The following is a 23,417-nucleotide window of genomic DNA, read 5'->3' as shown; positions in this document are numbered from 1 at the left end:
ATGCGCGAGTGGCGCCTTGAGACCTCCGGGTCCGTCATACCACCGTTCATGCGATCCATCGGAGATCTGGAAGACGAGGCCGTATCCATCGATACGGTGACCGTTTCCATCGTTCCGGGACTGGTTCAGAGCCTGTCGTACGCTCGCGCGGTGTTCCGCGCCGGGCGACCGACCGCGCCCGACGAGGAGATCGAGCGGTTGGCACATCTCCGAGTGAACCGGTACGAGAGCCTGATCGGCCGCAACAACCCTCTGGTCACAGCGGTGTTTCCGCAGTTCGCACTTGATTGGATGCCCGAAACCGTGCGTAAGGAACAAGTATCGTCCCTCCTCAGGTTCCTTGAGCGGGACCGAACGAAGATCCAGGTATTTCCGAACAAGTCCCTCTATCTTGCATCGGTCGCACCAGTGCAGCTGTACCGGCTGCGGGACGGCGCATCAGTTGCATCCTCAGATCACGGAGATGGCAACATAGTGCACCAAACGCCCTCCTCTACTGCCAGAATGGAGAGGAAGGACCGTGAGGCGCTGAGCATGTCGCTTCCCGTGGACCACACGGTCAAGTTGCTCCGGGAGATGCTGTGAACACCTGGCACAAGTCCACCTACTCCGAGAACGGATCTCACTGCGTCGAGGCACGCGAGACCAAGAACGGAGCGGACGTGCGCGACACCCAGAACCGGGAGCTGGGGCACCTGTCCTTCTCCCCCTCCGAGTGGTCCGCGTTCGTCACCGTCGCGTCCGACTAGTCACGAGGCGATCGGGGCCCCGAACCGCCACGGCCCGGGGCCCTGGCTCTTCCCCGCCTCCGAGTGGCTGTCCCTGGTGCGCGGGGCTCAAAAGCGCGGGTCCTCGGTGTAGGTCCCGAACTCCTCCCCCATCGTGGCGCAGATCTCGCCCAGCGTGGCCTCGGCGCGGGCGGCGTCCATGATGAGCGGCACCAGGTTGCCGTGGTCGGCGCGCACGCCCTCCAGCAGGCGGGCGAGGGCGCGGTCGACGGCGGCCCCGTCGCGCCGCTCCCGGCGCTCGGCCAGCACCCTCTTCTGCTCCCGCTCCACCTCGTGGCTGATCCGCAGGATGTCCAGCTCACCGGAGACGGTGCTGGTGTGGCAGTTCACCCCGACGATCCGCTTGTCGCCCTTCTCCAGCGCCTGCTGGTACTGGAACGCGGCCTCGGCGATCTCGGAGTTGAAGTACCCGTTCTCGATCCCGGCGAGGATGCCCGAGGTCATCGGCCCGATCTGGTGTTCGGCGTCGCGTCCGCCGCCCATGCGCAGGATCTGCGCGAAGATCCGCTCCGCCTCCGCCTCCAGCTCGTCGGTGAGCGACTCCAGGTACCAGGAGCCGCCGAGCGGGTCGGCGACGTTGGCCACCCCGGTCTCCTCCATGAGCACCTGCTGGGTGCGCAGCGCGATCTCGGCGGACTGCTCGGTCGGCAGCGCCAGGGTCTCGTCGAGCGCGTTGGTGTGCAGCGAGTTGGTCCCGCCGAGCACGGCGGCGAGCGCCTCGACGGTGGTGCGGACCACGTTGTTGTACGGCTGCTGGGCGGTCAGCGACACCCCCGCGGTCTGGGTGTGGAACCGCAGCCACCGCGCCCTCTCCGTGGTGGCCCCGTAGGTGTCGCGCATCCACCGCGCCCAGATCCGGCGGGCGGCGCGGAACTTGGCGATCTCCTCGAAGAAGTCGATGTGGGCGTCGAAGAAGAACGACAGCCCCGGCGCGAACCGGTCGACGTCCAGGCCGCGCGACAGCCCGAGTTCCACGTAGCCGAACCCGTCGGCGAGGGTGTAGGCGAGCTCCTGCGCGGCCGTGGCCCCCGCCTCGCGGATGTGGTACCCGGACACCGACAGCGGCTTGTACGCCGGGATGTGCTCGGCGCAGTACTCCATGAGGTCGCCGATGAGGCGCAGGTGCGGACCCGGCGGGTACAGCCACTCCTTCTGGGCGATGTACTCCTTGAAGATGTCGGTCTGGAGCGTGCCGTTGAGCGTGCCGATGTCCACGCCCTGGCGCTCGGCGGCGACGAGGTACATGCAGAACACGGGGACGGCCGGGCCGCTGATCGTCATCGACGTGGTCGTCCCGTCGAGCGGGATGCCGTCGAAGAGCAGGTCCATGTCGGCGACCGAGTCGATCGCCACCCCGCAGTGCCCGACCTCGCCCAGCGCGTGCGGCGAGTCGGAGTCGTGCCCCATGAGGGTGGGCATGTCGAAGGCCACGGAGAGCCCGCCGCCGCCGGAGGCGAGGATCATCCGGTAGCGCTCGTTGGTCTGGCGGGCGTTGCCGAACCCGGCGAACTGGCGGATGGTCCAGGTGCGGCCCCGGTACCCGGTGGCGTACAGACCGCGGGTGTACGGGTACTCGCCCGGCCAGCCGATCCGCTCGAACCCGGGGACCTCGGACCCGGGGGGCGGCCCGTACACGGGCTGGAGGGGACGTCCGGACAGGGAGCTGAAGTCCGCGTCGCGCACGCGGGCGGAGTCGTAACGGCGTTGCCAGCGCTCACGGCCCGACTCGATCTCCTCGGATCCGCCGCTGGGAGTGGGTCCCGGTGTGGTGTCCGTCATACCGAAATAGTAGGACGTCCAAATAAGCCTGTACAGAAGGCGCACCCGCGGCGCCCCCACGGTGCCGGACGGGCGTCAGCGGCCCTCGGCGGCGACCGGCTCGGGGAAGTCCCCGAAGTCGATCCGGAGTTTGGTGAACATCTCGTGCATCCGCCAGAGCTCCTCGTCGGAGTAGCAGCCCAGCGCGAAGTCCATACTCATGAGCGCGCTGGTGGCCTCCTCGGTGACCTCGCGCCCGGCGTCGGTGATCTCGGCCAGGACACCGCGACCGTCGCTCGGGTTGGGGCGGCGGCGCACGAGCCCCTGCCCCTCCAGCCGGTCGATGGTGTTGGTGACGCTGGTCGGGTGCACCATGAGGCGCTCACCGATCTTGCCGAGCGGCAGCGCGCCGGAGTTGCTGAAGGTGAGCAGGACCAGCGCCTCGTAGCGGGCGAAGGTCAGGCCGAACGGCTTGAGGGCGCCGTCCAGCTCCCCGATCAGGATCTGCTGGGCGCGCATGACGGAGGTGACGGCGGCCATGGCGGGCGAGGCGCCCCACCGCCGGGTCCAGTTGTCGTGCGCGCGCTCGATCGGGTCGAACGGTAGATTCAACGGGTTTCCCACGTCGCCACTCTAACCGCGCCCCCTCGGCCCCCCGCCCGCTCCTCGGCCGGGCCTGCGTCTCAGAGGAGGACGTCGGTGTCGACGGCGGCCAGACCCGCCACCAGCCGCGAGGCCGTGTCCGACGACAGGAGGGCGCGCGCCCTGTCCGGCCGCCGCAGGTCCAGCCGCCGCAGGCCGTGGAACGCCGGGTCGCCCAGGAGGAGCCGTGCGCCGGTGTCGGTGAGGAAGCTCCGGGACAGGTCCAGGCTGTCGAGGCCGCGCACCAACGGCCCCCGGGCGAGCAGGGCGACGATCTCGTCCATGAACGTGAAGTCCCGCAGGCCGAGGTGCCGCAGCGCGGGCAGGGTCGTACTGTGCGCGAGCCGCTCGAACGCCTCGGCCTCCCACTCGTGCTGCGCGTCGGCGAACCGTTCGCCGCTCCACATCTCCAGGTGTTCCAGGGCGGGCAGATCACTGGCGGCGACGTCCTCGACCACACGGGGAGAGAGTGCGGTGCTGTGGATCACGAGTCGGCGCAGGGCGGCGTGCTCGACGCGGCCGAACTCCAGGTCGTCGCTCACACAGCACCGGAGGTCGGTGAGGCCGGGGAGGGCGGCGAACAGCGGTGCGATCTCGGCTTCGTGGGTGGTGGTCCGGCCGTCGTCGATCTCCCCCACGAAGAGGGACCGCAGTTCGGGAAAGCGCTCGCTGTGGTGGATCAGCGCGAGCACGATGTCCTCGGCTTCGTCGCCCTCCACCGCGCCACCGACCACCAGCGCGGTGACGGCGGTGGTGTCCACCGTCTCGGTGAAGTACTCCAGCCACGCCGGGATGTCGTCCACCTCGGAGACCGCCACCCACCAGGCCACCGACCCCGGATCGGCCAGGCCCGCCGCACGCAGGGCCGCCGCGCCCTCCGGGAGCAGGTGCCGCGGCACCGGCAGGCCCCTGTCCTCCAGCCACCGCACCACGAACTCGTGCACCTCCTCGTGGTGCGATCCCTCGTACTCGTGGTCACCCGGCGCGAACACCGCCACGGGCAGTCCCCCGAACTCGACGACGTGGTTCCGGGGGAAGTACCCGGGCACGATCTCGTGGCGCATGGGGGCTGTGTACCAGGCGCCACCAACGGTTCCGCTCTCAGGGCCGCCTGAGTACCACACTCGGAGAAGGACCACAAGGATCTTCCCTGGCCACAAGGGGACAGTTGGGGCGCCCGGTACCGGTCCGGTCCCCCAACTCGGAAAACACGGCTTGACCCCGGAGTCAACACGATCCGGCTCCCGAGGAAGACGAAGAAAGGCCACGCGCTCTCATTGACTCGTGAGGAAACTATTAGTTAAGTTTCCTAAAAATTAGTTCCCCCACGTCAGAGACGTTATGGCCCGCTCACCACCGTCCTTGACCTCACTCGGATCCGACGCATCACCACTCCGCAAGGACTCCCTCCGCTGCCCGGAGCGCCCGCTCCCCTGCGGTCAGCCCACAGTCCCTCCCCCCACCCTGGAGACCCCTCCGTGAGAGCACGCCATCTGAGAAACCGGCTCGCCGCGTTGGCGGCGGCACTGCTGGTCGCCCCCCTCGCCCTGGCCCCGACACCGGCCGCCGCGGCACCCGGCGAGGTGACCGTCACCTACGTCGAGACGTCCCGATGGGACAGCGGTTTCGGCGGACAGATCACCATCCAGAACGAGACCACCAGCGACCTCACCGACTGGACGGTCAGCTTCGACACCCCCGCCGGGGTGAGCATCACCAGCCTGTGGAACGCCACCCACACCGTGAGCGGCGACACCCACACCCTCACACCGCCGTCCTGGGGCGCCACCGTTCCCGCGAACGGGTCGTACCAGATCGGCTTCAACGGCACCCACAACGGCGGTGACACCACCCCGGTCAACTGCACTGTCAACGGCGCCCCCTGCTCCGGCGAGCCCGGCGAGCCCGACACCGAGGCGCCGTCCACCCCCGGCGGTCTGACCGTCGGCGAGGTCACCTCCAACACCGTCGCCCTGTCCTGGGACGCGGCCACCGACAACGTCGCGGTCGCGGGCTACGAGATCGTCTCCGGCGGCCAGGTCGTGCGCTCCGTCGACGGGGACACCCTGACCGCAACCGTCGGCGGTCTGGAGCCGCTGACCGAGTACAGCTTCACGGTGCGCGCCTACGACACCTCCAACAACCGGAGCGCGGAGAGCCCGGCGGTCACCGCCACCACCCTGGAGGGCGGCGGCACCACCCCGACCGGCGAGCGCCGCGTCGCCTACTTCACCCAGTGGGGCATCTACGACCGCGGCTACCTGGTCCGCAACCTGGAGACCTCCGGCACCGCCGAGAACCTCACCCACATCAACTACGCCTTCGGCAACATCAACGCCAACGGCGAGTGCTTCATGGCCAACCAGCTCGGCCAGGGTGACGCCTGGGCCGACTACGGCCGCTCGTTCCGCGCCGACGAGAGCGTCGACGGCGTCGCCGACACCTGGAACCAGGACCTGCGCGGCAACTTCAACCAGCTGCGCAAGCTCAAGGAGATGTACCCCGAGCTGAAGGTCAACATCTCCCTCGGCGGCTGGACCTGGTCCGAGCACTTCTCCGACGCCGCGCTCACCCCCGAGTCCCGCCAGCGCATGGTCAGCTCCTGCATCGACCAGTTCCTCCGCGGCAACCTGCCCATGTTCGACGGCGCGGGCGGCCCGGGCGCGGCCTACGGCGTCTTCGACGGCATCGACCTCGACTGGGAGTGGCCCGGCAGCGCCGGTCACGAGCACAACACCGTGCGCCCCGAGGACCGCGAGAACTTCACCGCCCTCGTCCAGGAGTTCCGCACCCAGCTGGACGCCCTGGAGGCCGAGACCGGTCGGACCTTCGAGCTGACCGCCTTCCTGCCCGCCGACCCGGAGAAGGTCGAGGCCGGTTTCCAGATGGGCCAGCTGATGCCGAACTTCGACTTCGTCACGGTCCAGGGCTACGACTACCACGGCGCCTGGGAGAGCACCACGGCCCACCAGTCCAACCTGGTGCTGCACCCCGACGACCCCGGCCCGCGCCTCTTCTCCGGTGAGATCGCGATCCAGGAGTACGTCAGCCGGGGCGTCGACCCCGCCGACATGGTGCTCGGCCTGCCCTTCTACAGCCGCGGCTGGACGGGCGTCGACCCCGGTCCGAACGGGGACGGCCTCTTCCAGAGCTCGACCGGTCCCGCCCCGGGCACCTACGAGCAGGGCATCGACGACTGGAAGGTGGTCAAGGACCTGCCGGGCTTCACCCTGCACCGGGACGACGCCCTGGGCACGGCCTGGCTCTACGACGGGAACACCTTCTGGACCTACGACGACGAGATCGCGCTGACCCAGAAGACCGACTGGGCGCAGGCCCAGGGACTGGGCGGCGTCATGATCTGGTCCATCGACGGTGACGACGCCAACGGCACGCTGATGAAGGCGGTCGACGCGGCGCTGGCGTCCTGACCCGCCCTCCGCGGGACGCCCGTCCGGGCGGTTGATGTCAAGGGATGACGGTGGCCGGAAGGGGACACACCCCCTTCCGGCCACCGGTCCGGCCGTCACGCTGGCCAGGTCCACCCCACAGACACCATCCGCACCCTGTGTCACCGTTCGTTACAGAGGGCCCCTTGACGACGCAGAGAATTGTTAGTTAAGTTTCCTAATAGTTGATCCACCCGTGGCTCAGATCACACGTCCGCCCCGCGGGGCCGCATGTGATCACCCCCCGGCACCACAGGAGATCCAGCCCGTGAGAACACGACGCCCCGGCCGCCCGCTGGCAGCGCTGTCCGCCGCCGCCCTGGCGGCGCCCCTCGCCCTGGCGGCCACGACCGCGTCCGCCGACGACACCTCCACCGCCGAGCCGGGCGACCTGACCGTCGTCTTCGAGGAGTCCGCGCGCTGGAACACCGGGTACAGCGGCCGGGTCACGGTCACCAACACCTCCGACGCCCCCGTCAGCGACTGGACGATCCGCTTCGACCTCCCCGACGGCAGCAGCGTCCACCAGATGTGGAACGCGGACCTGACGGAGTCGGAGGGCTGGTACACGGTCACCCCGCCGCGCTGGGGCGCCACGATCCCAGCCGGGGGCAGCTACGGCTTCGGGTTCAACGGACTGCACGAGGACGGCGCCACCGCCCCCACCCTGTGCCTCGTCAACGGCGCCCCCTGCGACGGCGACACCGGACCCGACCACGACCGCCTCAGCGTCGCCTACCTCCCCCAGTGGGGCGCGGAGGACAACGGCTACCGCGTCCGCGACCTCGTCACCTCCGGCACCGCCGCGCGACTCACGCACATCAACTACGCCTTCGGCAACGTGGGCGCCGACGGCGAGTGCTTCATGAGCGACGAGGAGGGCCTGGGCGAGGCCCGCGCCGACTACGAAACTCCCACCAGCGCGGCGAACAGCGTCGACGGCGTCGCCGACGACCCCGACCAGGCGCTGCGCGGCAACTTCGAGCAGCTGCGCAAGCTCAAGGAGATGTACCCCGACCTGAAGGTCAACATCTCCCTCGGCGGCTGGACCTGGTCCGAGCACTTCTCCGACGCCGCGCTGACCCCCGAGTCCCGCGAGCGCATGGTCAGCTCCTGCATCGACCTGTACCTCCGCGGCGACCTGCCCGAACTCGACGGCGCGGGCGGCCCGGGCGCGGCCTACGGTGTCTTCAACGGCATCGACCTCGACTGGGAGTGGCCCGGCAGCGGCGGCCACCCGCACAACACCGTGCGCCCCGAGGACCGCGAGAACTTCACCGCCCTCGTCCAGGAGTTCCGCGACCAGCTCGACGCCCTGGAGGCCGAGACCGACCGCGAGTACGAGCTGACCGCCTTCCTGCCCGCGGGCACCTGGCGGATCGACCTCGGCTACGAGCTGGACGAGCTGATGACCGACCTCGACTTCGTCACCGTCCAGGGCTACGACTACCACGGCACGTGGGAGTCCACCACCAACCACCAGTCCAACCTGGTCGCCGACCCCCTCGACGAGGGGCCGGTCATCTCCACGCGGAACACGGTCCGGGCCTACGTCGACCGCGGCGTCGACCCCGCCGACATCGTCCTGGGCGTGCCCTTCTACGGGCAGGGATGGACCGGGGTCGAACCCGGACCGAACGGCGACGGCCTCCTCCAGAACGCGACCGGCCCGGCCGGGGGCGACCCGCGCTGGTCGGCCCTCAAGGAGCTGGAGGGCTTCGACCTGTACCGGAACGACGAGTTGGGCACGGCCTGGCTCTACGACGGGAACACCTTCTGGACCTACGACGACGAGACCGCCATGGCCCAGAAGACCGAGTGGGCCGTCGACAACGGCCTCGGCGGAGTCATGGTCTGGTCGATCGACGGCGACGACGCCGACGGCAGCCTCATGGCCGCCATCGACACGGCGCTGGTCGACGGCTGACCGCCCCAGGCTCCCGGACGGACCCCTCCGTTCCGGGACGGGCGTCGGTGCTCTGATCCGGGGAGCACCGCCGCCCCGGCCGACGCGGACCGATGTGCGACGGTCCGCGTCGGCCCCTCTCGTCTCCGGGGGCGGCGCACGCGCACGGCCCTCGACCCCGGCGTCTTCGAGGGCCGGACCTCACTCCCGGGGGTCGGCGCCCAGCTCCTTGAGCAGGAGGTCGGCCGCCGAGTAGGGATCGCGCTCCCCCTCCGCGACCTCCCTGGCCAAAGCGTCCAGGCCGCCGTCCTCACCCACCCCGACCATGCGCGAGCGCAGCAGGTCGAGCGCGATCCCCTGCACCTCCTCGCGGGCGCGGGCGCGCCGCCGCGAGGTGAGCTCACCCGTGGACTCCAGGTGGGCGCGGTGCCGCTCCACCTTCTCCCACAGCTCCTCGGTGCCCTCGCCCTCGGCGGCCACCGTCATGACGATCGGCGGCTTCCACTCCTCGTCGGTCCGGTCCACCATCGCGACCATCTGCCGCAGCTCGCGCAGGGTGACCCGGGCCCCGTCCCGGTCGGCCTTGTTCACGGCGAAGACGTCGGCCACCTCCAGCACGCCCGCCTTGGCCGCCTGGACCGAGTCGCCCATCCCCGGGGCGCACAGCACCACGGTGGTGTCCGCCAGCCCGGCGATCTCGACCTCGGCCTGGCCGACCCCGACCGTCTCCACCAGGATCACGTCGAACCCCGCCGCGTCCAGGACGCGCAGGGCGTGCGGCGCCGCCCAGGACAGTCCGCCCAGGTGCCCCCGGTTGGCCATGGAGCGGATGTAGACGCCGGGGTCGGTGGCGTGCTCCTGCATCCGGACCCGGTCCCCGAGCAGGGCACCCCCGGTGAACGGTGAGGAGGGGTCCACGGCGAGCACCGCGACCGACAGCCCCCGGGCGCGGACCAGACGCACCACGGCGTTGGTCGTCGTGGACTTGCCCACCCCGGGGGCCCCGGTGAAGCCGACCACGCGCGCCCGGCCGGTGTGCGGGGCCAGAGCCGCCATGATCCCGCGCAGCTCCGGCGCCCCGTTCTCGACCAGGGTGACCGCGCGGGCCAACGCCCTGCGGTCACCCTCCCGAAGGCGTTCCACCAAACGGGCCGCGTCCATGCGTCTCCTCGTCGCTTCGGCCCCGGCCGGGGCCCGATGGGTCGTGCCTACTGCCCGGGCACCGTGAACAGCAGGGCGTCGCCCTGGCCGCCGCCGCCGCACAGGGCCGCGGCGCCGAACCCGCCGCCGCGCCGGCGCAGCTCGTTGACCAGGTGCAGGGCGATACGGGCACCGGAGGCGCCGATCGGGTGACCGATCGCGATGGCGCCGCCGTTGACGTTGACGATGTCCTCGGACACGCCCAGGTCCCTCGTCGACTGGATGCCCACCGCGGCGAAGGCCTCGTTGATCTCGATCAGGTCGAGGTCCTCGACGGTCCGCCCGGCCTTGGTCAGCGCGTGCTGAATGGCGTTGGAGGGCTGGGAGTGCAGGGAGTTGTCCGGACCGGCGACGTTGCCGTGCGCGCCGATCTCGGCGAGGATCGGCGCTCCGAGCTCCTCGGCCCTGGCCCGGCTCATCACGACCACGGCGGCCGCGCCGTCGGAGATCTGCGAGGAGGATCCGGCGGTGATGGTGCCGTCGGCGTCGAAGGCCGGACGCAGCTTGCCCAGGCTCTCGGCGGTGGTGTCGGGGCGGATGCCCTCGTCGGTCGCGAAGACGACCGGGTCGCCCTTGCGCTGCGGGATCTCCACGGGAACGATCTCGTCGGCGAAGCGGCCCTCGGCCGTGGCCGCGGCGGCCCGCTGGTGGGAACGGGCGGCGAAGGCGTCCTGCTCGGCCCGGCCGATGCCGAGCTTGCCGTTGTGCCGCTCGGTCGAGGCGCCCATCGACTCGTTGTCGAAGACGTCGGTGAGGCCGTCGTGCGCGGTGGCGTCGAGGACCTCGACGGAACCGTACTTGAAGCCCTGGCGCGACTTGGGCAGCAGGTGCGGGGCGTTGGTCATGGACTCCATGCCGCCCGCGACCACGATGTCGAACTCGCCCGCGGCGATGAGCTGGTCGGCGAGGGCGATCGCGTCCAGACCGGACAGACACACCTTGTTGATGGTGACGGAGGGGACGCTCATGGGGATGCCCGCCTTCACGGCGGCCTGGCGGGACGGGATCTGCCCGGCACCGGCCTGGAGGACCTGTCCCATGACCACGTATCCGACCTGTTCGCCGCTGATACCGGCACGCTCCAGCGCGGCCTTGATCGCGAAGCCGCCCAGGTCGGCGGCGGAGAACCCGGCGAGGGAGCCGAGGAGTCTGCCGGTGGGGGTCCGCGCCCCACCGACGATGACGGAACCGGGCATCGTAACTGGCCTCCATGTGATCGGGGACGCACCTGGTCTGCAACGATACCCACACAGCGTTCGGCGACATCCGAGAGGTTCACGCTCATGAGCGACACACCCGCCCCCACCGCCCCCTTCTCCGGGATCACCAGGGTCGACCACGTCGGCATCGCGTGCCGCGACCTCGACGCCTCGATCGAGTTCTACCGCCGTACCTACGGCTTCGAGGTCGAGCACGAGGAGGTGAACGAGCAGCAGGGCGTACGGGAGGCGATGCTCCGAATCAACGGCACGGACGACGGCGGCGCCACCTATCTGCAACTGCTCGAACCCACCCGTCCGGACTCCCCCGTGGCGAAGTTCCTGGAGCGCAACGGCGAGGGCGTGCACCACGTCGCCTTCGGCACCTCCGACGTGGCTGCGAGCGCCGCGACCGTCGGCGAGCGCGACGTGCGCGTCCTGGACGCCGAACCGCGCCCCGGGTCGATGGGGTCGAGCATCGTGTTCCTGCACCCGAAGGACTGCGGGGGCGTGCTCACCGAGCTCGTGCAGAGCGCCGGGGAAGGGCCGCGGTGAGAGATGTCACGGGGACGTTCCGGACACATCACGGCTTGGGCCATGGGGGAGGAGTTGACCACAGGCCCACCGGAAGTTACCCGAAACCCTCTTCCCAGGCGTTCCACGCTTGATAAAGTCGCCTAGCCGCCGGAGTGTTCTTCCGGCCGAGGTTCATGTCTTGCAGTCCGGTAGCCGCGTGCCCGGATACCACCCGTCCACCGGGGCCGACGCGGCCGCCGTCCGCCGCCCCCCGGCCGCTCGCAAGTTAGCCGTCTCGCACCCGTTCAGGATTCCGCCACATGTCGTCAAACAACATTGACTCCCAACTCGACAACATCTTCAACGAGGACAACACCCCGCCCGAATTCGACGTGGTGCTGCGTGGCTACGACCGCACCCAGGTGGACGACTACGCGGCGAGCCTGCGCGGCGAGCTGGAGGAGTCCCACAAGAAGATCGAGAAGTTCAAGGCCGAACTGAGCGCCAAGAACCGCCAGCTCCAGGAGCGCGAGCGCCCCTCCTACGCCGGTCTGGGCTCGCGGATCGAGGAGCTGCTGCGCCTGGCCGAGGAGCAGGCCAACGAGCTCGTCCAGAGCGCCCAGATCGACGCCAACGACATCCGTTCGGCGGCCAAGATCGAGGCCGCCGAGATGCGCGCCGCCGCCGAGTCGGAGGCGACCGAGGTGCGCACCCTGGCCCAGCGCGAGGCCGACGAGCTGCGCCAGACCGCCGAGGCCGAGGCCGAGGAGATCACCACCACGGCCCGCCGCGAGGCCGACGAGCTGGCCTCCACCACCGAGCGCGAGGTGCAGAAGAAGCGCTCCGCCGTCGACCACGAGATCGCCGAGAAGCGCGCCACGTTCGAGGGCGAGATCGCCAAGCTGCGCACCACCACCGAGCGCGAGTGCGCCCAGGCGCGCGCCGCCGCCAAGCGTGAGCGCGACGAGACCATCCAGGCCGCCAAGAGCCAGGCCGAGGAGCTGCGCAAGAACGCCGAGCGGGCCGCCGCCGAGTCCGAGGCGCGCCGTACCGAGGCCGAGGACCAGTTCGAGCTCCAGCTCGCCGACCGCCGCGCCGAGGCCGAGCGCCAGGACGCCGAGCGGCTGGCCGCCGCCCAGGCCGCCACCCAGAAGATGGTCAGCGAGGCCGAGGAGCGCGCCAACAGCGCCGAGCAGCGGGCCACCAAGGCCAGCCAGCAGGCCGAGCAGACCCGGCGCGACGCCGAGAACCACGCCAAGCAGCTGGTCGGCAACGCCAAGAAGAACGCCGCGCAGATCGAGGCGGAGGCCAAGTCGAAGGCCGAGCACCAGCTCGCCGACGCCAAGGCCGAGGCCAACCGCATCATGACGGCCGCCAAGAAGGAGGTCGACGACCTCAACGCGCAGCGCGACAGCATCCAGTCGCACCTCCAGCAGCTGCGTCAGCTGCTCGGTGGCGGCGGCGCCCCGGCCCCCGCTCCGGCCGCTCCGGCGCCTGCGGCGATCGCCCCGCAGGAGAGCGCTCCGGCCGAGGAGAGCAAGCAGCCCGCCCACTCCGGCAAGGGGTCCGACGACGAGGACTGGTGGCAGGAGTAGCGAGGGGACCTCAAGCCCGCTCTCGGGCCGGCGGGGGGCGCAAGCCCTCCCGTCAGAGACGGCCGCACGCGCACGGCGAGGGGCCCGCGTTCCGGATCGCTTCCGGAGGCGGGCCCCTCTCGCGTGACGTGTGGGGGGTCAGCCCAGGGGGACGACGTCCTTCTCGTGGGGTCCGTCCCACTCGGTGGGCAGCGGGTGGGCGGCCGGGTTGACGTACCGGACGATCTCGCCCAGCACGCGGCGCACGTACGGCTCCCCCACCCACAGGTGCCGGGCACCGTCGACGCCGATGACCTCCGCCTGCGTGAGCGGGGCGAACCGCTTGCGGGCCTCCTCGGGACGCAGGTAGTCGTCGTGCTCGGGCACCAGCGCGACCACCGGTTTGCCCGAGTCCGCCCACACCCTCATGTCCGCCTCTCCCGCGCGGTGCAGCGGCGGGGACAGCAGGATCGCGCCGGTCACCTGCGGGTCGCAGCCCCACTTGAGCGCCAGTTCGGTCCCGAAGGACCAGCCGAGCAGCCACGGGTCGGGCAGCCCCTCGAACTCGGTGAACTCGATGGCGGCGAGGACGTCGTGCCGCTCGGTCTCCCCGTCACCGAAGCTGCCCTGGCTGGTGCCGTGGCGCGAGGTGGTGCCGCGGGTGTTGAACCGCAGCACCGCGATATCGGCCAGGGCGGGCAGACGGAAGGACGCCTTGCGCAGGACGTGGCTGTCCATCATGCCCTCGGCGGTGGGCAGCGGGTGCAGGCACACCAGGGTGGCCACGGGGTCGCGGCCCTCCGGCGTGGCCAGTTCACCGACCAGCTCCAGGCCGTCGGCGGTGTGCAGGGTGATGGGTCGGCGCACGGCGGGCAGCACCGTGGTGGCTCGGATCTCCATGGCTCCTCGAATCCGGGTCGGCCTCAGTAACGGGGGGACCTGCGGGCACGCCGGTCCCAACAGGAGGAGTGCCAGTGCCTCCGGTCGCCGCCGTCGCCGTAGGGGCGCCAGGCCACGACGTGGGCCATGCCCACGGGGATCTCCTGGACGCACCCGGGGCAGCGGTAGACCTTGGTGGCGGACGCGCCGGGGATCCGGCGGGTGACCCACTCCCCGTCGGGCCCGGTCTCCCGGCGCTGCCCCCCGGTGATACGCAGCATCAGGGCGTCCTCGTCGGGCGGTCCCGCGGGACCGCGGCGACCCCGGGAGGACTTACGGCGGGGGGAGTTACGGCGCGGGCTCACGTGTCCCAGGGTAGAAGAGACCGATCAGTGGCCGCCGCCACACCCGGTGACGGCGGCCGTGCCGTGATCCTCCACGGGCTCGCGCGTCAGTGGTCGTGGCCCTCGTGCCCGACGTCGGGCAGCTGGTCCACCAGCAGCGGCGCGGGCACGGAGATGCTGGTCAGGCTGTACTCGCTCATCGCGACCAGCGTGGTGACGACGGACTCGGCACCGCGCTCCTCCAGCAGCTCGGTGGGGCCCTTGGGGTAGCCGCAGCCGAACCGCATGGCGGTGTCGACGTCGCGGGCGGAGGCGTAGCCGTCGCCGATCATCCGCAGGGCGTCGTCGATCTGGGGGGCGATGAGCATCTCGCCCAGGTCCAGGTTCTCCTCCTCGCGGACCATCTCCGCGAAGCGACCGGTGGTCTGGGGCTCGTCGGGGTCGTCCTGCCCGGTGTAGAAGCCCCGGCCGGACTTGCGGCCGAGTCGCCCGGCGGCCACCATCCGGCGCAGCAGCGGGGCGGCGACGTAGCGCGGCTCGCGGTACTCCTCCCACAGCACGTCCATGACGGCCAGGCACACGTCCAGACCGACGAGGTCGGCGAGGGTGAGCGGTCCCATCGGGAGTCCGGCGGCCTTCTGGACGGAGGCGTCGATCTCCTCACGGGTGGCCACGCGCCGCTCGTACAGGCGGATCGCGTCGTTGATGTAGGGCACCAGGAGCGCGTTGGCCACGAACCCGGCCCGGTCGCCGACCGTGACGGGGGTCTTGCCGATGCGCTTGGCGACCTCGGTGACGATGTCGACGGTCTCCTCACTGGTGGAGACCGTGGTGACCACCTCCGCCAGCTTCATGACGGGGGCCGGGTTGAAGAAGTGCAGACCGACGACCCGCTCGGGGCGGCCGGTGAGCGCGGCGATCTCGGTGACCGACAGGGAGGAGGTGTTGGTGGCCAGGATCGTCCCCGGGGGGCAGATCCGGTCCAGGTCGCCGAAGACGTCGCGCTTGATCGCCATCTTCTCGGGCACCGCCTCGACGACGAAGTCGGCGTCCGAGAGGTCCTCACGGGAGGTGGTGAACGTCAGGCGGTCGTCGATCGCCGCGCGTTCCTCCTCGGTGAGCTTGCCCCGGCTCACGGCCCGGGACAGGGACTTGTCGACGTGGCCGCGGCCGCGGTCGAGGGCGGCCTGGTCGATCTCGACCCCGGTGACGTTGAACCCCGCACGGGCGAACACCTCAGCGATACCCGCACCCATCGTGCCGAGTCCGACGACACCGACCTTCTCAAATTCCTGCACCATGCGCCCCACCTTAGACGGACGCGTGGTCCGGCACGGGGGCGGGACCACGCATTTTCTGGCCCGCGGCCCCGCCCCGCCAGTGGTCCGACGACCGCGACACGCGGTCGGGGTTCGGGGCGGGGCCGCCAGCCCAAGGTTACTCTCCAGTAACCATGCGGGCGGCACCGGCGTGGACGGTGTCACCCGATTTCCGGCCCGTGGGCTCCACGGAAGGCGGTAACGTGTCCGCCGTGCGTCTCGTCATCGCCCGGTGCAGCGTCGACTACGTCGGCCGCCTCACCGCCCACCTGCCCATGGCTCCCCGCCTGATCCTCATCAAGGCGGACGGGAGCGTGTCCATCCATGCCGACGACCGCGCGTTCAAGCCGCTCAACTGGATGAACCCGCCGTGCAAGCTCCGCGAGGAGACCGTCGCCGACGGCCCCGACATCTGGACGGTCACCCACGGCAAGTCCGGTGAGAAGCTCGTGCTGACCGTCGAGGAGGTCATGCACGACACCTCGCACGAACTCGGCAAGGACCCCGGCCTCCAGAAGGACGGCGTCGAGGCGCATCTCCAGGAGCTGCTCGCCGAGCACATCACCACGCTCGGCGAGGGCTACACGCTGATCCGCCGCGAGTACCCCACCGCGATCGGCCCGGTCGACATTCTGTGCCGCGACGGCGAGAACGCCACCGTGGCCGTGGAGCTCAAGCGGCGCGGCGACATCGACGGCGTCGAACAGCTGACCCGCTACCTGGAGCTGCTCAACCGGGACCCGACGCTGGCCCCCGTGCGCGGCGTGTTCGCCGCCCAGGAGATCAAACCGCAGGCGCGCGTACTCGCGGAGGACCGCGGGATCTCCTGCGTGGTCCTCGACTACGACGAGCTGCGCGGGATCGAACCCGACACCCTGCGACTGTTCTGACTCCCTCCCCGGTCGTCGTGTCCTCGGAGGACACCGGGCGGGGCCCGGCTGGCGGTCGCGGACCGGCGTCGTGCGGCGGCGCGACACCGAGCCCCGGCTGACCGTCGGCGCCGTGGTCCGGCACTTCACCGGGTACTGTCCGCGCCCGCCTGGCACCGCCGGGGCGCTCGCCCTGGGCGGTCTGACCGAACGAGCCGACGCGCGGGGGGACACGCTCTCAGCAGGGCAGCGGCGCCGCCGTCTCGACGTCACCCCGGGCATCGTGGGCCGCCCCGGACCCCTCCTCCTCGACGAACCGACCAGGGGGTTCGGCCCCGAGGACCGCCGGGCGTTCTGGCCGGCGGCCGTCAGCCGGCGGACGCACCAACGCCGAGATCGGCCGGGTCCTGCACATCAGCGCGACCACGGTCAAGACACGCCTGATGCGCGCCTACGACACACTGGGGGCGGCCGACCGCACGGCGGCCGTCAGCCAGGCCATCCGACGCGGTCTGCTCCCCGGTGCGTGAGCGGCGCCGGATCAGGGGCGGATCAGGGAGCGTCCCCGATGCGAGGGGGATCCCGGCGCCGGGACAATCGAACTATGGTGGAGCAGATGAACGAGATCACCCCCTCGGGCGAGGGTCGGATGCGCGCCTCCGACGCCGACCGTGACGCCGTCGCGCACCAACTCCGCGAGGCCCTCGCCGAGGGCCGCCTCGACCCCGAAGAGCACAGCGAGCGCCTGGAGGCGCTCTACCGCGCCAAGACGCTCGGTGAACTCGTCCCCCTCACCGAGGACCTGCCCGCGCCCGGCGGGGACGCCGCCCCCGCGATGCCCCCCACCTCCCCCCAGTCCCTGCACGGCGCCCGGCGCGTCACCGCGGCCGAACCCACCAGCCGCGTGGCGATCGCGGTCATGGGCGGCGCCGACCGCTCCGGGAACTGGGTGGTCCCGAACAACTTCGTCGCCGCGACCTGCATGGGCGGGGTCGACCTCGATCTGCGCGAGGCCCGGTTCACCCAGCGTGAGACCACCATCTGGGCCGGGTGCGTCATGGGCGGCATCGACATCGTCGCCCCCGACGACATCGAGGTACGGGTGCACGGCCTACCGATCATGGGCGGGTTCGGCGGTGGTCGCGGGCAGAGTCGACCGGCCGCCCCCGACGCGCCGATCGTGCACGTTCGCGGTATCGCCGTCATGGGCGGAGTGGACGTCAGGTACAAGCGGCGCAAGCACCAGCGCGACGCCGACGACTGACCGGCCAGACGCCAGGCGCGTCAGACGTTCTGCTCGGATCGAGCCCTCTATCCAACCACAGTGATCAGCCGAACGTAAGACCCGTGGCTGATTGTGGCAATTTCCCCCACCACTCCTTGCCCGTGCCTCCGTCCGGTGACAGGCTGCACCGGTCGCCACACCCACCACGGGTACCCGTCCCCCGCGCCCGCGGTGCGACGGCCCCGTACGACGGAGGAGGCTCGTTGCGACCGACCCATGACCGCGTTCGACGACACCGCCGGGGGGACTCCCCCTCCCCCACGGCCCGGCGTACGACGACGGCCGGACTCATGGCCGTGCTGATGGCCGCCGGAACCCTCGCGGCCGGAGCGCCCGCCCACGCCGCCCCCGGCGGGGAACCGGGACCGCCCGACCACGCCCGCGTCCCCGACCACGCGAACGTTCCCGGCCGCGGCCCGGACTCACTGTCGGAGGCGGTGACCGCCGAGGCGATCGAACAGCACCTGGAGAACCTCGCCGTCATCGCCCACTACAACGGCGGCAACCGCGCCTCGGCGACGCCCGGCTACGACGTCGCCGCGCTGTACGTCGAGGACCAGCTGGAGCGGGCCGGGTACGAGCCCTACCGCGACACCTACGAGTACACCTCCTGGGAGGAGAACTCCGAGGCCGTCCTCAGCCAGACCGCCCCCGACCGGGTCGACCTGGTGAGCGGGACCGACTACCTCACCATGAGCTACTCGGCGGCGGGGGACGTGACCGCCCCCGGCGTCCCGGTGGACGTCGACAGCGGCGACAGCGGCTGCACCGCCGACGACTTCGCGGGCTTCCCGGCGGGCGCCGTCGCGGTCACCATGCGCGGCGCGTGCACCTTCGCGCAGAAGACCCAGAACGCCGCCGACGCGGGCGCGTCGGCGATCCTGGTGGTCAACAGCTCCGACGAGCTCTTCGCGGGCACGGTCAGCGAGCCGTCGGAGATCCCGGTCCTGGGGGTGTCCGGCACCGCGGGCGCCGACCTGCTGGCCGCCGGGGAGGCCCTGGAGCTGCGGGTGATGGTCGACTCGACCGTCGAGACCCGTGAGTCCTTCAACATCCTGGCGGAGACCGAACGCGGACGCGACGACAACGTCGTGGTCGTGGGCGGCCACCTCGACAGCGTCGAGGAGGGTCCGGGGATCAACGACAACGGCAGCGGCACGGCGTTCGTGCTGGAGACCGCCATCCAGCTCGCCGAGCAGGCCCCGCCCAACAACAAGGTGCGCTTCGCCTTCTGGGGCACCGAGGAGAGCGGTCTGGTCGGCTCGACCCGGTACGTGGAGGGGCTGAGCGAGAGCGAACTCGACGACATCGCGCTCTACCTCAACTTCGACATGATCGGCTCCAGCAACTACGCCCGCTTCGTCCTGGACGGCGGCGGCGAGCTGGCCGACTCCGAGCCCGCGCCGTCCGGCTCGGGTGCGATCGCCCAGGTCTTCGAGGAGTACTTCGACTCCCAGGGCCAGGTCAGCGAGCCCGGCGTGCTGAGCGGGCGCACCGACTACCGGGCGTTCGCCCTCGCCGGGATCCCGATCGGCGGCCTGTTCAGCGGCGCCGACGGCGTCAAGACCGAAGAGCAGGTGGAGTGGTACGGCGGCACGGCCGGGGAGACCTTCGACCCGTACTACCACACGGCCGAGGACACGCTGGAGCACGTCAACAGCGACTCCCTGGCTGAGCTGTCCGCCGCGGGCGCCCACGGCGTCGAGTTCTTCGCGGAGAGCACCCTGCCGGTGAACGGCGTGTTCCGGACCGCCGCGGCTCCGGACTTCGCCCGCCTGGGTGAGGACTGGGTCCGCTAGACCGCGCCGTTCCGGGCCTTCGCCGCGCGCGGGCCCGGTGCTCGGACGCCGTCGGGGTGTCCCATCCTCGGCGGCGCCCGCATCCGACGGCCGACGGGTACCCACCGCGACCGGTACACGGCGGGGCGGGTGGCGTGAACCCCCCGGTTCCACGCCACCCGCCCCGAACGGTGCCTCCCCCTCCACGGCGTGCCCGGGTGGCCCCCCTCATCATCATCCACTCGGGATCGCCGATACGGACACCGTGCGGAAACTACGTTGAGTAGCTCCCTGTGTGCAACAAGGTACCAGTGACATGGGTCACCTTCACCCCTTGATGCGGAACAGTTATCCTCCGTCACACGACTACCAGCACGCCACCGCCATACCACCCCGACAGGGCTCCGGTGGTCGGGCGATCCGGGCGGTCGAGCGGTCCGGGCATAGGCTGGGTCCATGACCAAACGGGACACGGACACACCGGTCGTGCTGTCGAAGATCTACACCCGCACCGGGGACCAGGGCACCACCGCGCTCGGCGACATGAGCCGGACCAGCAAGAACGACACACGGCTGGTCGGATACGCCGACACCGAGGAAGCCAACGCCGCCATCGGCGTCGCTCTGGCCCTGGGCGAGGTCCCCGACGACGTGCGCTCCCTGCTCACCCGGGTGCAGAACGAACTCTTCGACCTCGGGGCCGACCTGTCCACGCCGATCGTGCCCGACCCGGAGTTCCCGCCGCTGCGCGTTCTCCCGGAGTACGTCACCCGGTTGGAGAAGGCCTGCGACACCTACAACGCGGAGCTGCCCACGCTGCGCAGCTTCATCCTCCCCGGAGGCTCCCCCACGGTCGCGCTGCTGCACACCGCGCGCATCGTGGTCCGCAGGGCCGAACGCAGCGTGTGGGCGGCGATCGAGGAGCACGGCGACACCGTCAACCCGCTCACCGCCCAGTACCTCAACCGCCTGTCGGACCTGTTGTTCATCCTCGGCCGGTACGTGGCCGGCGACGGCGACGAGATCCTGTGGAAGCCCGGCGGGGAGCGCTAGCCCCGCCCATGCGGTCCTCGCCCGTTCCTCGCCAGCGGCTCGACCCGTCCCGGGGACCCCGGCGGTGCCCGAAGGCGGTCACCGCGCGAGTTCGCGTTCGACGGCCTCCACCTTGCTGTGCAGGCCGTCGACCACCCCCTCGCGGATGTCCGCCTTGAGGGTGAGACTGATGCGGTGGGCGCCCTGACCGGCCGCCTCGACCGCGCGCTTGACCACGTCCATCACCTCGTCCCACTCGCCCTCGATGCTGGTGAACATGGACGTGGTCTCGTTGGGCAGCCCGCTGTCGCGTACCACCTTCACCGCGCGGGCGACGGCGGGGGCGATGTGCTCGTCCGTACCGAGCGGGGTCACAGAGAAAGCGACGATCATGGGGCCACCCTAGGTGCCCCGGGAACCGCTGTGAAGGACGACACTCACGCCTCCCACTGCGTTCCCGGAGGCATCGACTCCATCCAGGACAGGAAACCGGTCAGCGCGGCGTCGCCCATCGCGATCTCGAACTCGGGCTCCAGCGGATCCGCGCCGTCCGAGCCCGTCCAGGCGACCTGGAGGACGCTCACGTCGCCCGGCAGGTGGACGCGGTCGTCCTCGTCGGGGGACCGACGCCCCACAACGACGAGACCGCGGCGCGACAGCATCGCTGTCGGCCGCGGTCTGAGCGAGAAGATCGGGAACCAGCCCAGGCTCTCCGTGCCGTACCGGCCGAAACCGATACGCCAGGAGCCCCGGCGGCCCCGTACACCGGGGGCGCGCAGATAACACTCCACGGCCCCGCCGCGCCGTACCAGGAACCACCGGCGCAGGGTGACGGCGGCGAGCACCGCGAGGAGGGCCAGGAGCAGGACGAGGGCGACCCACTGCGCCGACCCCGGCCACGAGACCATGCCCGCCAGAGCGGATTCCCTCTGCTCCATGTCCCCCCTCGGTCCCAGGTTCGCTAGGCGACGTCCTCGCCAGCGGCGCGCAGGCGGCTGCGGGCGCGGCTCAGGGCGTCGGTGTCGCCCTCCTCGGTCGCGCTCGACAGCGCTGCGCGCGCACGGTCCACGTCGACGTCCTCCGCCAGCTCGGCGGTCTCGGCGAGGATGGAGACCCGGCCCTCACCGGTGACCGACACGAAACCGCCGTGCGCGGCCGCCCGCACCTCGCCGGTCTCGCGCGCCCCCAGGACACGGACGACCGCGTCCTGGGCCAGGAGCGCGAGCACGGGCAGGTGCCCCGGCTGCACACCGATCTCGCCGTCGACGGTCTTGGCGATGACCATGTCGCCCTCGCCCGCCCAAACCTCACGTTCGGGAGAGACGATCTCGACGAAAAGCTTCTTCGACACTGCCACAAACTCCTCGGCTAGCGGGCGAGTTCGGGCGGATCGACGCCGTATGGCACGGAGTCGACCCGCCCGCAAGAACAACTAGCCCTGCAGCTTCTTGGCCTTCTCGACGGCCATCTCGATGTTGCCGACGTCGAGGAACGCCTGCTCGGGCAGGTGGTCGTACTCACCGTCGCAGAGCGCCTTGAAGGAGGCGATGGTCTCCTCCAGCGGCACGAACACGCCCGGGTTGCCGGTGAACTTCTCGGCGACGAACATGTTCTGCGAGAGGAAGCGCTCCAGGCGCCGCGCCCGGTTGACGATGATCTTGTCCTCTTCGGACAGCTCGTCCATACCGAGAATGGCGATCTGGTCCTGCAGGTCGTTGTTGCGCTGCAGGATCTCCTTCACGCGCTGGGCCACCTGGTAGTGCTCCTCCCCCACGTACTGCGGGTCGAGGATGCGCGAGGTGGAGGCCAGCGGGTCCACCGCCGGGTAGATGCCCTTCTGCGAGATCGGGCGGGAGAGCTCGGTCGTCGCGTCCAGGTGGGCGAAGGTGGTCGCCGGAGCCGGGTCGGTGTAGTCGTCCGCGGGGACGTAGATCGCCTGCATCGAGGTGATCGAGTGACCACGCGTCGAGGTGATCCGCTCTTGGAGCTGACCCATCTCGTCCGCCAGGTTGGGCTGGTAACCCACGGCCGAGGGCATACGGCCCAGCAGCGTGGAGACCTCCGAACCCGCCTGGGTGAAACGGAAGATGTTGTCGATGAACAGGAGCACGTCCTGCTTCTGGACGTCGCGGAAGTACTCCGCCATCGTCAGGGCGGACAGCGCCACCCGCAGACGGGTGCCCGGGGGCTCGTCCATCTGGCCGAAGACGAGAGCGGTGTCCTGGAGGACCTCCATCTCGTCCATCTCCAGGAAGAGGTCCGTACCCTCACGGGTGCGCTCACCGACACCGGCGAACACGGACACGCCACCGAAGTTGCGGGCGATACGGGTGATCATCTCCTGGATCAGCACGGTCTTGCCGACACCGGCGCCACCGAACAGACCGATCTTTCCACCGCGCACGTACGGGGTGAGGAGGTCGATCACCTTGATGCCCGTGACCATCATCTCGGTCTTGGACTCAAGCTGGTCGAAGGCCGGGGCCGCACGGTGGATCGGCCAGCGCTCGGTGACGTTCAGCTCCGAGGTCGGCACGTCCAGGGACTCGCCCAGGGTGTTGAACACGTGGCCCTTGACGACGTCGCCCACGGGGACGCTGATCGGGGCGCCGGTGTCGCGCACCTCGGCGCCGCGCACCATACCGTCCTGCGGGGCGAGGGAGACGGCCCGCACCAGGTTGTCACCCAGGTGCTGGGCGACCTCCAGGGTGATGGTCTTCTGCTTGCCGCCGACGGTGACGTCGGTGTGCAGGGCGTTGTAGATGGCAGGGAGGGAGCCGACGGGGAACTCCACGTCGACGACCGGGCCGGTGACCCGGGCGATGCGGCCGGTGGCGGTGCCAGCCCCAGCCGTCCCTTCAACAGTCGCAGTCACTTTT

Annotated in this window: 22 protein-coding genes and 1 pseudogene; 11 read left to right on the top strand and 12 right to left on the bottom strand. The window is 70.7% G+C overall.

The features are described 5' to 3' along the window. Together DVR05_RS01375 and DVR05_RS01370 are read left to right on the top strand one after the other, a co-directional pair. Positions 1-585: a DUF5753 domain-containing protein gene (locus tag DVR05_RS01375; protein WP_232831911.1), complete on the top strand. Its 585-nt coding sequence runs from the start codon at positions 1-3 to the stop codon at positions 583-585. Beyond that, positions 582-749 (top strand): DUF397 domain-containing protein, encoded by a 168-nt coding sequence (locus tag DVR05_RS01370; RefSeq protein ID WP_116243922.1) that lies wholly within the window; start codon positions 582-584, stop codon positions 747-749. The genes DVR05_RS01375 and DVR05_RS01370 overlap by 4 nt, the downstream gene beginning before the upstream one ends. A gap of 87 nt (positions 750-836) precedes the next feature. Here the strand turns inward: DVR05_RS01370 and DVR05_RS01365 are convergent, their stop codons facing one another. The 3 genes from DVR05_RS01365 to DVR05_RS01355 form a co-directional block, all read right to left on the bottom strand. Further along, positions 837-2,567, bottom strand: coding sequence for a methylmalonyl-CoA mutase (locus tag DVR05_RS01365; protein ID WP_116243921.1), 1,731 nt, complete (start codon positions 2,565-2,567; stop codon positions 837-839). A 75-nt stretch (positions 2,568-2,642) separates the two neighbouring features. Next, the gene (locus DVR05_RS01360) at positions 2,643-3,158 is read right to left on the bottom strand and encodes a MarR family transcriptional regulator (RefSeq protein ID WP_116243920.1); all 516 of its coding nucleotides are present in this window, start codon (positions 3,156-3,158) and stop codon (positions 2,643-2,645) included. Between the two features lie 71 nt (positions 3,159-3,229). Further along, on the bottom strand, positions 3,230-4,252 hold the full coding sequence (locus tag DVR05_RS01355; protein WP_116243919.1) for a hypothetical protein: 1,023 nt from the start codon (positions 4,250-4,252) through the stop codon (positions 3,230-3,232). Between the two features lie 414 nt (positions 4,253-4,666). Between DVR05_RS01355 and DVR05_RS01350 the strand changes: the two genes are divergently transcribed. Continuing rightward, on the top strand, positions 4,667-6,619 hold the full coding sequence (locus DVR05_RS01350; RefSeq protein ID WP_116243918.1) for a glycoside hydrolase family 18 chitinase: 1,953 nt from the start codon (positions 4,667-4,669) through the stop codon (positions 6,617-6,619). A 286-nt stretch (positions 6,620-6,905) separates the two neighbouring features. Then, positions 6,906-8,564, top strand: coding sequence for a glycosyl hydrolase family 18 protein (locus DVR05_RS01345; RefSeq protein WP_116243917.1), 1,659 nt, complete (start codon positions 6,906-6,908; stop codon positions 8,562-8,564). A gap of 180 nt (positions 8,565-8,744) precedes the next feature. Here the strand turns inward: DVR05_RS01345 and meaB are convergent, their stop codons facing one another. Next, the gene (gene meaB / locus DVR05_RS01340; RefSeq protein ID WP_116243916.1) at positions 8,745-9,704 is read right to left on the bottom strand and encodes a methylmalonyl Co-A mutase-associated GTPase MeaB; all 960 of its coding nucleotides are present in this window, start codon (positions 9,702-9,704) and stop codon (positions 8,745-8,747) included. A 47-nt stretch (positions 9,705-9,751) separates the two neighbouring features. After that, a complete protein-coding gene (locus DVR05_RS01335; protein WP_116243915.1) occupies positions 9,752-10,939 on the bottom strand; it encodes an acetyl-CoA C-acetyltransferase in 1,188 nt (395 codons plus the stop codon). Between the two features lie 87 nt (positions 10,940-11,026). Here DVR05_RS01335 and mce point away from each other — a divergent pair, with 87 nt between their 5' ends. Next, positions 11,027-11,497: a methylmalonyl-CoA epimerase gene (gene mce / locus DVR05_RS01330; RefSeq protein WP_116243914.1), complete on the top strand. Its 471-nt coding sequence runs from the start codon at positions 11,027-11,029 to the stop codon at positions 11,495-11,497. A gap of 281 nt (positions 11,498-11,778) precedes the next feature. Beyond that, positions 11,779-13,053, top strand: coding sequence for a DivIVA domain-containing protein (locus tag DVR05_RS01325; protein WP_116243913.1), 1,275 nt, complete (start codon positions 11,779-11,781; stop codon positions 13,051-13,053). A gap of 138 nt (positions 13,054-13,191) precedes the next feature. On the opposite strand, the gene DVR05_RS01320 is transcribed toward DVR05_RS01325, so the two are convergent. From DVR05_RS01320 to DVR05_RS01310, 3 genes are all read right to left on the bottom strand, one after another. Further along, positions 13,192-13,932, bottom strand: a complete 741-nt coding sequence (locus DVR05_RS01320) for an alpha/beta hydrolase (RefSeq protein ID WP_116243912.1) — start codon at positions 13,930-13,932, stop codon at positions 13,192-13,194. A gap of 23 nt (positions 13,933-13,955) precedes the next feature. Next, on the bottom strand, positions 13,956-14,192 hold the full coding sequence (locus DVR05_RS01315) for a hypothetical protein (RefSeq protein ID WP_116243911.1): 237 nt from the start codon (positions 14,190-14,192) through the stop codon (positions 13,956-13,958). 170 nt (positions 14,193-14,362) lie between these two features. Then, the gene (locus tag DVR05_RS01310; RefSeq protein WP_116243910.1) at positions 14,363-15,556 is read right to left on the bottom strand and encodes a 3-hydroxybutyryl-CoA dehydrogenase; all 1,194 of its coding nucleotides are present in this window, start codon (positions 15,554-15,556) and stop codon (positions 14,363-14,365) included. A gap of 230 nt (positions 15,557-15,786) precedes the next feature. Between DVR05_RS01310 and nucS the strand changes: the two genes are divergently transcribed. From nucS to DVR05_RS01285, 5 genes and pseudogenes are all read left to right on the top strand, one after another. After that, positions 15,787-16,464 carry an endonuclease NucS gene (nucS, locus tag DVR05_RS01305; protein WP_116243974.1) on the top strand — a complete coding sequence of 226 codons (678 nt, stop codon included), beginning with the start codon at positions 15,787-15,789 and terminating at the stop codon, positions 16,462-16,464. Positions 16,465-16,805: 341 nt separating this feature from the next. Beyond that, positions 16,806-16,973 (top strand): annotated as a pseudogene (locus DVR05_RS01300) (response regulator transcription factor); the annotation flags it as partial. A gap of 74 nt (positions 16,974-17,047) precedes the next feature. Then, the gene (locus DVR05_RS01295) at positions 17,048-17,707 is read left to right on the top strand and encodes a DUF1707 domain-containing protein (protein WP_116243909.1); all 660 of its coding nucleotides are present in this window, start codon (positions 17,048-17,050) and stop codon (positions 17,705-17,707) included. A gap of 311 nt (positions 17,708-18,018) precedes the next feature. Continuing rightward, positions 18,019-19,527, top strand: coding sequence for a M20/M25/M40 family metallo-hydrolase (locus DVR05_RS01290; protein ID WP_116243908.1), 1,509 nt, complete (start codon positions 18,019-18,021; stop codon positions 19,525-19,527). A 435-nt stretch (positions 19,528-19,962) separates the two neighbouring features. Beyond that, complete coding sequence (locus DVR05_RS01285; protein WP_116243907.1) at positions 19,963-20,559, top strand: cob(I)yrinic acid a,c-diamide adenosyltransferase; 597 nt, start codon at positions 19,963-19,965, stop codon at positions 20,557-20,559. Positions 20,560-20,637: 78 nt separating this feature from the next. On the opposite strand, the gene DVR05_RS01280 is transcribed toward DVR05_RS01285, so the two are convergent. From DVR05_RS01280 to atpD, 4 genes are all read right to left on the bottom strand, one after another. Next, positions 20,638-20,931 carry an MTH1187 family thiamine-binding protein gene (locus tag DVR05_RS01280; RefSeq protein WP_116243906.1) on the bottom strand — a complete coding sequence of 98 codons (294 nt, stop codon included), beginning with the start codon at positions 20,929-20,931 and terminating at the stop codon, positions 20,638-20,640. Positions 20,932-20,975: 44 nt separating this feature from the next. Beyond that, positions 20,976-21,476, bottom strand: coding sequence for a DUF2550 domain-containing protein (locus tag DVR05_RS01275; RefSeq protein ID WP_232831910.1), 501 nt, complete (start codon positions 21,474-21,476; stop codon positions 20,976-20,978). 23 nt (positions 21,477-21,499) lie between these two features. Continuing rightward, positions 21,500-21,889 carry a F0F1 ATP synthase subunit epsilon gene (locus DVR05_RS01270; RefSeq protein WP_116243905.1) on the bottom strand — a complete coding sequence of 130 codons (390 nt, stop codon included), beginning with the start codon at positions 21,887-21,889 and terminating at the stop codon, positions 21,500-21,502. 81 nt (positions 21,890-21,970) lie between these two features. Beyond that, a complete protein-coding gene (atpD, locus tag DVR05_RS01265; RefSeq protein ID WP_116243904.1) occupies positions 21,971-23,413 on the bottom strand; it encodes a F0F1 ATP synthase subunit beta in 1,443 nt (480 codons plus the stop codon). Between the last annotated feature and the right edge of the window lie 4 nt (positions 23,414-23,417).

The sequence above is a fragment of the Nocardiopsis sp. FIRDI 009 genome (assembly GCF_003386285.1).
Classification (GTDB): domain Bacteria; phylum Actinomycetota; class Actinomycetes; order Streptosporangiales; family Streptosporangiaceae; genus Nocardiopsis.
The sequence above is the reverse complement of the archived record's forward strand: the minus strand, read 5'-3'. Positions and strand labels throughout refer to the sequence as shown.

What these genes read in the sequence shown, in the direction of transcription:
- DVR05_RS01375 (WP_232831911.1), top strand. Translation starts at nt 1, where the DNA reads ATGCGCGAGTGGCGCCTTGAGACCTCCGGGTCCGTCATACCACCGTTC.
- DVR05_RS01365 (WP_116243921.1), bottom strand. Translation starts at nt 2,567, where the DNA reads ATGACGGACACCACACCGGGACCCACTCCCAGCGGCGGATCCGAGGAG.
- DVR05_RS01355 (WP_116243919.1), bottom strand. Translation starts at nt 4,252, where the DNA reads ATGCGCCACGAGATCGTGCCCGGGTACTTCCCCCGGAACCACGTCGTC.
- meaB (WP_116243916.1), bottom strand. Translation starts at nt 9,704, where the DNA reads ATGGACGCGGCCCGTTTGGTGGAACGCCTTCGGGAGGGTGACCGCAGG.
- DVR05_RS01335 (WP_116243915.1), bottom strand. Translation starts at nt 10,939, where the DNA reads ATGCCCGGTTCCGTCATCGTCGGTGGGGCGCGGACCCCCACCGGCAGA.
- mce (WP_116243914.1), top strand. Translation starts at nt 11,027, where the DNA reads ATGAGCGACACACCCGCCCCCACCGCCCCCTTCTCCGGGATCACCAGG.
- DVR05_RS01325 (WP_116243913.1), top strand. Translation starts at nt 11,779, where the DNA reads ATGTCGTCAAACAACATTGACTCCCAACTCGACAACATCTTCAACGAG.
- DVR05_RS01320 (WP_116243912.1), bottom strand. Translation starts at nt 13,932, where the DNA reads ATGGAGATCCGAGCCACCACGGTGCTGCCCGCCGTGCGCCGACCCATC.
- DVR05_RS01315 (WP_116243911.1), bottom strand. Translation starts at nt 14,192, where the DNA reads ATGCTGCGTATCACCGGGGGGCAGCGCCGGGAGACCGGGCCCGACGGG.
- DVR05_RS01310 (WP_116243910.1), bottom strand. Translation starts at nt 15,556, where the DNA reads ATGGTGCAGGAATTTGAGAAGGTCGGTGTCGTCGGACTCGGCACGATG.
- DVR05_RS01295 (WP_116243909.1), top strand. Translation starts at nt 17,048, where the DNA reads ATGGTGGAGCAGATGAACGAGATCACCCCCTCGGGCGAGGGTCGGATG.
- DVR05_RS01290 (WP_116243908.1), top strand. Translation starts at nt 18,019, where the DNA reads ATGGCCGTGCTGATGGCCGCCGGAACCCTCGCGGCCGGAGCGCCCGCC.
- DVR05_RS01285 (WP_116243907.1), top strand. Translation starts at nt 19,963, where the DNA reads ATGACCAAACGGGACACGGACACACCGGTCGTGCTGTCGAAGATCTAC.
- DVR05_RS01280 (WP_116243906.1), bottom strand. Translation starts at nt 20,931, where the DNA reads ATGATCGTCGCTTTCTCTGTGACCCCGCTCGGTACGGACGAGCACATC.
- DVR05_RS01275 (WP_232831910.1), bottom strand. Translation starts at nt 21,476, where the DNA reads ATGGAGCAGAGGGAATCCGCTCTGGCGGGCATGGTCTCGTGGCCGGGG.